5 protein-coding genes are annotated in these 9,271 nt (G+C 31.9%); all 5 read left to right on the forward strand.

What is annotated here, in order from left to right:
* Nucleotides 1-12: 12 nt before the first annotated feature.
* Nucleotides 13-3,072: a beta-galactosidase subunit alpha gene (gene ebgA, locus I6U51_RS21090; RefSeq protein WP_211144531.1), complete on the forward strand. Its 3,060-nt coding sequence runs from the start codon at nucleotides 13-15 to the stop codon at nucleotides 3,070-3,072.
* A gap of 441 nt (nucleotides 3,073-3,513) precedes the next feature.
* Nucleotides 3,514-4,173 (forward strand): response regulator transcription factor, encoded by a 660-nt coding sequence (locus tag I6U51_RS21095; RefSeq protein ID WP_211144532.1) that lies wholly within the window; start codon nucleotides 3,514-3,516, stop codon nucleotides 4,171-4,173.
* 83 nt (nucleotides 4,174-4,256) lie between these two features.
* The gene (locus I6U51_RS21100; RefSeq protein WP_246517562.1) at nucleotides 4,257-5,540 is read left to right on the forward strand and encodes a HAMP domain-containing sensor histidine kinase; all 1,284 of its coding nucleotides are present in this window, start codon (nucleotides 4,257-4,259) and stop codon (nucleotides 5,538-5,540) included.
* A 57-nt stretch (nucleotides 5,541-5,597) separates the two neighbouring features.
* Entirely contained in the window at nucleotides 5,598-6,986 is a 1,389-nt protein-coding gene (locus I6U51_RS21105; RefSeq protein ID WP_211144534.1) for an aldehyde dehydrogenase, read from the forward strand.
* Between the two features lie 116 nt (nucleotides 6,987-7,102).
* The gene (locus tag I6U51_RS21110; RefSeq protein ID WP_211144535.1) at nucleotides 7,103-9,124 is read left to right on the forward strand and encodes an N-6 DNA methylase; all 2,022 of its coding nucleotides are present in this window, start codon (nucleotides 7,103-7,105) and stop codon (nucleotides 9,122-9,124) included.
* The last annotated feature ends 147 nt before the right edge of the window (nucleotides 9,125-9,271 follow it).

Here is a 9,271-nt window from a genome sequence, read left to right on the forward strand (position 1 = left end):
GGAGGTATTCAATTGAAATTACATGAAAACATAAATATAGATGGCATAAATAGATTAAAAAGTAGGGCTTACTTTAAAAGCTTTGAATCTCTAGAATATGCAAAGCTGGGAGACAAGGAGTTCACCCATAATTATTTGCTTTTAAATGGAGTTTGGAAATTCTTGTTTTTGGATGCTCCTGAGTATGCACCAGAAGACTTTTATAAAGAAGATATAGATTTGAAAAATTATAATGACATTCAGGTCCCAGGAAACTGGCAGATGCAGGGCTATGGAAAGATGCATTACTCAGACCTTTGGTATAGCTTCCCTATAAATCCTCCCTATGTTCCAACAGAAAACCCTACAGGAATATACAGAAGGGATTTCCAAATAGATGAAACATGGTTAAATAAAAGAATAATTATTAGGTTTAATGGAGTAGACTCAGCCTATAAGCTATTTATAAATGGAGTAGAAGTAGGTTATTCAAAAGGAGCAAGGTTAACTGCTGAATTTGATGTTACAGATTTTGTTAGAGTAGGAAAAAATCAAATAACAGTAATGGTTTATCAATGGTCAGATGGTACCTATCTGGAAGATCAAGACATGTGGTGGTTAAGTGGTATATTTAGAGATGTAGAGCTTTATAGCGAACCACTTGAAGGCATTGAAGATATTTTTATTAAAACTGACTTAGATGGAAGTTATTCAAAAGGAACTTTAGAAGCAAACTTTAAGATTAAAGAAAATAACAATCATAGACTTCATCTATCTTTAGTAGACAAGGATGGTAATGAAGTTTTAGAAGAGACTATTATTCCTAGTAGCAAGGACTTCGCCTTTAAAAGTAAAGAGATAGAAGTAGAAACCTGGAATGCTGAAGAACCTAATTTGTATACTCTATATATTTCAAATTATAAAGACTCTAAGCTTATTGAAGTTGTACCAATAAAGGTAGGTTTCAGAAAGATAGAAGTAAAGGGTGAAGTATTTACTGTTAATGGAGTGGCAATTAAATTTAAAGGAGTAAATAGACACGACTATAACAGCGTTAATGGCAGAGTGGTAGCAAAAGAAGAAATTGAAAAAGATATAATTCTTATGAAGCAGCATAATATAAACGCAATTAGAACCTCTCATTATCCTAATTCTTCTTATCTATATGAATTGTGTGATGAATATGGAATGTATGTTATAGATGAAACAGACCTAGAATGTCATGGATTTGAACTTACAGGTAACTATGCTTATATAACAGATGATCCAAGATATGAATTAGCTTATATTTCTAGACTAGAAAGAATGATAGAAAGAGATAAAAATCATCCCTCCATAATCATGTGGTCTTTAGGTAATGAATCTGCCTTTGGGCATAATTTTAAAGCTATGGCTAAAAGAGCAAAGAAATTAGATGATACAAGATTAGTACACTATGAAGGAGATTTTGAAGCGGAAGTTACTGATATTTACTCAACCATGTATACATGGCTTGAACACGACTCTAAGCTTTTAATGAGTGAGGTTATTGAAAAATCTAAAAAGCCTCATATACTTTGTGAATACTGCCATGCTATGGGCAATGGACCAGGAAACCTTAAGGATTACCAAGAACTTTTCTATAAATATCCTAAACTTCAAGGTGGTTTTATTTGGGAATGGTTTGACCATGGAATAAAAGCTGTAAGTGAAAAGGGTGAAGTATATTATAAGTACGGTGGTGATTTCGGAGACGATCCAACAAATTATAACTTCTGTATTGATGGGCTTATTATGCCAGATAGAACTCCTTCTCCAGGATTACTTGAATATAAAAAGGTAATAGAGCCTGTAGAAACCCAGGAAGTGGACCTAAAGGCTGGAAGCTTTAAAATAATCAATAGATATGACTTTAAATCCTTAGAGGATTTAGATTTAATATATACAATATACGAGGATGGAAAAGTTTTAAAAAGTGAAAGAGTGTCATTGCCTAATATTAAAGGAAGAGAAGAAGCTTTAATTAATATTCCTATACCTCATGACTTTATTAAAATTCCAGGAGCAGATTACTATATTAATTTCTCCTATGTTTTAAATGAAGATACTTCCTTTGCTAAAGCTAATCATGAGTTAGCAACAGCACAATTTATATTTGCCAATGACTTAGAAAAGTGCAATATTAAAGCTAAAGGCATTTTGGAAATGGTAAAAGATAATTATTTAATTAAGGTTTTTGGAAATAACTTTAGCTATGAGTTTGATACTGTTAGAGGAACTTTAAATAAAGGGTATAAGGATAATAAGGAAGTAATTAAAAGAGGGCCTAAGTTAAACTTCTATAGAGCTCCAATAGATAATGATATGTATATTACTGAAGACTATACTAAAAAATATTTTATCCATCTAATGCATGAAGTAGTTAAGGAAGTAGATTACAAGTTAGAAAATAATAAATTCTACTTTAACGTAAAGACAATTAATGGTTCAACTAATAGTGCATGGTATTTCGAAAGTTCCTATTCTTATACTATTCTTCCTAATGGAGATGTTTCTCTTTTACTTTCCGGTGTTCCAAGTGGTATGAAAGAGAATGCACCAGAAATGCTTCCAAGAATCGGACTTAATTTAAATATCAATAAAGATTTTTATAGTGTTAAATATAAGGGTAAGGGACCAAATGAAAGTTATGTAGATTCTAAGGAATCCAGTTTATTTGGAGTTTATGAAACAGATGTAGATGGATTATTTACTAACTATGTTAAACCTCAAGAAAATGGCAATAGATTAGATACAAGGTATGTAAGGCTCTCAGACGATAGAGGTTTAAGTATAATGGCAAAGGCAAAGGACACATTTAACTTTAGTGCCTCTTATTATGAAGATAAGGACTTGGAGAAAGCAAAGCATACTATTGATTTGGTAAAAAGAGATTATATAGTACTTAATATTGATTACAAGCAGAATGGTCTAGGAACAAATTCTTGCGGTCAAAACCAACTAGATAAGTATAGATGCAAATTTGAAAAATTTGAATTAGAATTTACTTTAAGTCTTTATAATAACAAATCTATAAGCGATGAAGTCTTATCTAGAGTTAATTTTATTTCTTAAATAATTACAATAAAAAAGGTGCTGTCTCCAAATAGAAAATAATTTCTATTTGGAGACAGCGGCCTTTGTTTTTGATTGGGGCTGTTGTAAAAGGGATATTTATAAATTTTGATGAATAAAAGCCATGTATATAAGGAAGTCTATTTTCCTATTTATGCATGGCCTGTGTTTTTATATAAGGTTTTTATGCATTTTGCAACAGCCCAGATTTATTCTATAGAAAATCATAATATTTTAAAATTATGGATAACTTATGGTAATATTAATATATGAATATAGAAAAAATATTACCATTAATTGGAATGCAAGAACTTCCATAATTAATTCCTTCTTCTCCGAAGCAGGACAGTATTTTTCTTGTTAATTAATCTGAAAAAGGTCTGAATATGAAGAGTTCTTGTATGTACAGTTATGATTAAATGAAGAAAAGGACGTGATAATATGGCAAATATATTAGCAATTGATGATGAAGAAGGAATTCTGGACTTGATAAAAGCAGCATTGTCAAAAGAAGGACATCAGGTTACTACAGTAAGTAACTTTTCTACATTTCCTGTGGAGCAGTGTTCGCATTATGATTTAATTCTATTGGATGTTATGATGCCTGATATAGATGGATTTACCCTATGTAGAAATATCCGTGACCTAGTAGATTGTCCTATTCTGTTTTTAACGGCAAAAACCATGGAAGAGGACATTATTCATGGACTTGGTATGGGTGGTGATGACTATATTACAAAACCCTTTGGACTGGGAGAGCTACGTTCAAGGGTGGCAGCTCATTTGAGAAGAGAGCAGAGAGAAAAACATCACAATTTTATTATATCTGGACTTAATTTCAAGCTATCAGCAAAAGAGGTCTTTGCAGGAGAGGATCTGATTCCTTTCACAAAGAGTGAATATGAAATTAGTGAATTCCTAGCGCTACATCATGGACAGGTATTTTCAAAAGAAAAAATATATGAGGCAGTGTTTGGTTTTGACAGAGAAAGTGACAGCTCAGCTATTGTGGAACATATAAAAAACATCAGGGCAAAGCTGGCAAAAGTAAATTGCGCCACCATTGAAACGGTTTGGGGGATTGGGTATAAATGGATTTGAAAGGGAAAAGAAGCCTTCGCAGCATATTTATCAGGTATATACTATATTTCATATTGGGAACAGCTCTGCTGCTATTTTTGGATATGATGACATTTTCACTTATGCTCAATAGTAAGATAGTGCTGCCTGCCAATTACTTTGAACAGAAGATTGAAAGCAGTCGTGATACTATCTTAAAAGCAGACATTGTAACAAAGGATATGATACCTGAGGGATGCAGCTATGGAGTCTATAATGAGTCAGGTAAGATGCTTTATGGCAATTTCAATAGTAAAGCATCACAAAATGCTTGGAATACCATCCAGGGTAATCAAAATAGTTCAGGGAGAAACCACTATTATAAGGTATTTCATAGGGATAAGCAGACCTGTATTGTTGAGTATTCTTTGACAGCACAGTTTAGTCATCCATTATTAAGAAAATATTTTATGAATCCAGAATTATTCATTGGTATTTTATTCATTTGTCTTTTTATAGGAGAAGTATTATTGTTGTCTGCTAGGTTTGGAAGATATTTTTCCAAGGAAATGAAGATTCTGATGAAGGCAACAGAGCAGATAAAAAAGCAGAATCTTGACTTTCAACCTGAGCACTCTGATATCCGAGAAATTGAAGAGGTTATTAATTCTTTAAACCAAATGAAAAGCGCATTGAAAGATTCTCTAGAAAAACAATGGAATATGGAAAAATCAAGGAAGAATCAAATCTCTGCACTGGCCCATGATATTAAAACCCCTTTGACCATTATTAAGGGGAATGCAGAATTAATTAAGGAAACCTGTCAGGATGCAGAGCAGGTAAAATACAATGATTATATTTTAAAAAGCGCAGATGAAATTCAGCACTATCTAAAAATGCTGATAGATATGATAAAGTCAGAAGATACATTAGTCCTAAGGCCAGTTAGGATAGAAACTAAAGTATTTTTTCAAAAGCTTGTAGATCAGGAAAAAGCCCTAGCTTCTGAAAAAAACCTTGAGCTTATAAATGAACAAGATAAAATACCGGAATTTTTTTATGGAGATGAGGAGCTTTTATATCGAGCTATCATGAACGTAATTACAAATGCAGTTGAATATTCTCCTAAAAAGGGAAAGCTGCTTTTTAAAGTTCAAGGAACTGAAAAAAGCCTGAAGTTTTTGATTGCAGACAGTGGAAATGGATTTTCAAAAGAAGAATTAGAGTTTGCAACGGAACAGTTCTATCGGGGCGATAAGAGTAGAAATTCTAAAAATCATTATGGTATAGGATTATCTATTGCAAAATCATTTATAAAATTGCACCAGGGAGAAATAGAATTATCTAATTCTACAAAAATGGGAGGTGCACAGGTGGTATTAAAAATACCACTAGACGCAAGAATATAATAGATAGAATTCAAAGGCGGAATATGAATCTAATATAATAATCTAAGAGGGGAAATTATGATAAATATAGATAATGAAAAAATATTAGATGTTTTAAAAAAACAAAAAGAATACTTCTATGAAGGGGAAACAAAAGATATTGATTTCAGGATAAGACAGCTTCAAAAACTTAAGGGAGCAATTCAAGACAATGAAAAGCTCATAATGGAGGCATTATATAAAGATCTTCATAAGCCAGAGTTTGAAGCTTACGCCACTGAAATAGGATATATATATGATAGCATAGGATACTTTATAAAAAACTTAAAAAAATGGGCAAAAGTAAGAAGAGTAAAAACTCCAACGGTACATTTTGGTTCAAGAAGTTATATATATGCAGAGCCCTATGGATCGGTTTTGATAGTGGGACCTTTTAATTATCCATTTCAATTAATAGTGGAGCCTTTAATTGGAGCCATTGCTGCAGGAAATTGTGTAGTGATAAAACCATCTGAATACACAACGAATGTTTCGAAGATAGTATACAAAATAATAAAGGAAAACTTTCATGAAAAATATATAGAGGTTATAGAAGGGGGAAAAGAAGAAACCTCGGTCTTAATTAATTCTCCTTTTGACTATATATTTTTTACAGGAAGTGTCGCTGTGGGGAAAATAGTTGCGGAGGCAGCAGCTAAAAATCTGGTGCCTGTTACTCTTGAACTGGGAGGTAAAAGTCCTACTATTGTTCATAAGGATGCAAATATAGAAAGTGCTTCAGAAAGAATAATTTGGGGAAAGTTTATGAATGTAGGTCAAACCTGTGTTGCTCCAGATTATCTGCTTGTTCATAAAGAAATTAAAGATCAATTAGTTTTTAAGCTTGTAGAAAAAATAAAAATATTCTATGGAAATAACCCTAAGACAAGCAAGGATTACGGAAGAATAGTCAATGAAAAGCATCTATCTAGAATTAAAGCATTAATTGATGAAGATAAGGTTATACTTGGTGGAGATTATGATACAGAAGAATTATATATGGCTCCTACAATTATAAATAACGTAACCTGGGAAGATAAAGTTATGGAGGAGGAGATCTTTGGACCTGTACTGCCTGTTTTAGAGTATGAAGATTTAAATGAAATTATAAATAAAATAAACAGCAGGCCAAAACCACTAGCTCTATATCTATTTACTGAAAGTAGAGAAGTTGAGAAAAAGGTTGTAGAAAACATTTCTTATGGCGGAGGATGTATTAACGATACAATGACACATTTAGCAAGTCCATTCTTACCCTTTGGAGGAGTTGGAACTGCAGGAGTAGGTTCTTACCATGGACAAAGAAGCTTTGAAACTTTTTCTCATATGAAAAGTGTATTAAAGAAAAGTACCAGATTTAATTTAAAGTTTATTTTTCCACCCTATACTAAGAAGAAAGTAGCTATGCTCAGAAGAGTTATGAAGTAGCGGAAAAGTAACAAGCACTATCATTACAGTTGTATTGATAGTGTTTTATTTTTGATAAAGGTAAAAATAAGCTATAATATGTATATACAGCATGAGTATTCTGGAGGGAAAAATAAATGAGCATAGACAATTTAATTAAAAGATTACAAAACATTATGAGACAAGATGCAGGAATAGATGGAGATGCACAAAGAATAGGGCAGATAGTATGGATACTTTTTCTAAAGGTATATGATACCAAAGAAAAACTTTGGGAGCTGAATGATGATTATGTCTCTATAATTCCAGAAGAGCTTAGATGGAGAAACTGGGCAGCTTACAATAAAGATGATGAAGCGATGACAGGAGATACTCTATTGGATTTTGTAAATGAACAGCTATTTCCTGCATTGAAATCTTTAGAGGTATATGAAACAACGGAAAAGAGAAGTGCAATAGTTAAGAATGTATTTGAAGGCGCTTATAATTATATGAAAAACGGGTTTCTTTTAAGGAAGGTTATAAATGCAATAGATGAAATTGATTTTACAGAATATGAAGAAAGACATGCTTTTAATGATATTTATGAAAGGATAATTAAAGATTTACAATCTGCAGGAAAATCAGGTGAATTTTATACACCACGTGCTGTCACTGATTTTATAGCAGAGGTTCTTAATCCTCAAATTGGAGAAAAGATAGCTGATTTTGCCTGTGGTACCGGCGGATTTTTGACTTCTGCACTACGTATATTAGAGAAACAAATAAAGACACCACAGGACAGAGAACTGGTACAAAAAAATATATATGGAATAGAAAAAAAGTCTCTTCCACATTTACTTTGTATGACAAACCTTCTGCTGCATGATATAGATGAACCAAGTATTGAACATAAGAACTCTTTGGAAGAAAACATAATAGATTATAAAGAAGAAGATAAAGTAGATGTGATTATAATGAATCCTCCCTATGGAGGAACAGAAGAAGATACAATAAAAATTAATTTCCCAGTGGAAATGCAGTCTTCTGAGACAGCAGATTTATTCATAGCATTAATACTATATAGACTTAAGGAAAAGGGCAGAGCTGGAGTTGTATTGCCAGATAACTTCTTATTTAGCCATGATATAACATCTTTAAATATTAAAAGAAAGCTAATAGAGGAGTGTAATCTTCATACTATAGTAAGACTTCCAAAAGGAGTTTTTGCGCCTTATACAGATATACCAACGAATCTATTATTTTTTACTAAGACTGGTTCAACTAATGAAGTTTGGTACTATGAACATAAGCTGCCTGAAGGATATAAAGTTTATAGCAAGACTAAGCCTATAAACAAGGAAGAATTTGGACCAGAATTAAAATGGTGGAATGAAAGAGTAGAGAATGAATATGCATGGAAAGTACCTTTAAGCCAGATTATAGGAAACAATTATAACCTAGACATAAAAAATCCTAAGAGCAACATAAATACATATTCACAGATAAGCAATGATATGATATGTGAGCGTTTTGATAAATCTAGCACTTCTATTATGAATTATTTAGAAAAAGTAAGAACTGAATTGACGGAGCTAACTAAGAGTAAAAGTGAGACTGACTATAATACTTACAAAATTGGTGATTTGTTAACAAGAGTTAAAGAGGCAGTTAATATAGAGGATGAAGTTTACTATAACAGAGTAACAATAAAGACAAATAACCAGGGAATAACATTAAGAGATACTAAAATAGGCAAGGAAATCGGAACCAAGAGGCAGTTTAGAGTTAGAAAAGGTCAATTTTTATTATCTAAAATAGATGCAAGGAATGGAGCCTTTGGAATAGTGCCAGAGGAACTTGATAAAGCAATAATTACAGCGAACTTCTGGACCTATGAAGTAAATCATAAGCTTTTGGATATTGAATGGTTTAATCTATATGTATCCCTTCCTGAATTCATCGAAATTTGTGAGAAGACCAGTTCTGGTTCAACGAATAGAAAATATTTAAAGGAAAAAAGGTTTTTAGATTTTCAGATTCTTTTGCCATCTTTGGAAGAACAAAATGAAATGATAGGCAAGTATAATAGAATAAGAGAGAGTATGGAAAGGGCTATGTCCGAATTACAGGATAGCAAAGAATTGATACTGACTAATTTACTTAGTTCTTTTAAATAATTAGACTAATAATATAATAAAGGCTTAACAAAATTAAATTATTTTCTGGAATATAAAGTTAGGCATACAGATTACGGTAATTGAAAATATAATTTTGCTATATAAAATGGTGATATATAGAATATAATGAAGAAAATTATTATTAAA

Source organism: Clostridium aciditolerans (assembly GCF_016316925.1).
Taxonomy (GTDB): Bacteria; Bacillota; Clostridia; order Clostridiales; family Clostridiaceae; genus Clostridium_AM; species Clostridium_AM aciditolerans.

What these genes read in the sequence shown, in the direction of transcription:
- I6U51_RS21105 (WP_211144534.1), top strand. Translation starts at nt 5,598, where the DNA reads ATGATAAATATAGATAATGAAAAAATATTAGATGTTTTAAAAAAACAA.
- I6U51_RS21110 (WP_211144535.1), top strand. Translation starts at nt 7,103, where the DNA reads ATGAGCATAGACAATTTAATTAAAAGATTACAAAACATTATGAGACAA.
- I6U51_RS21095 (WP_211144532.1), top strand. Translation starts at nt 3,514, where the DNA reads ATGGCAAATATATTAGCAATTGATGATGAAGAAGGAATTCTGGACTTG.
- I6U51_RS21100 (WP_246517562.1), top strand. Translation starts at nt 4,257, where the DNA reads ATGATGACATTTTCACTTATGCTCAATAGTAAGATAGTGCTGCCTGCC.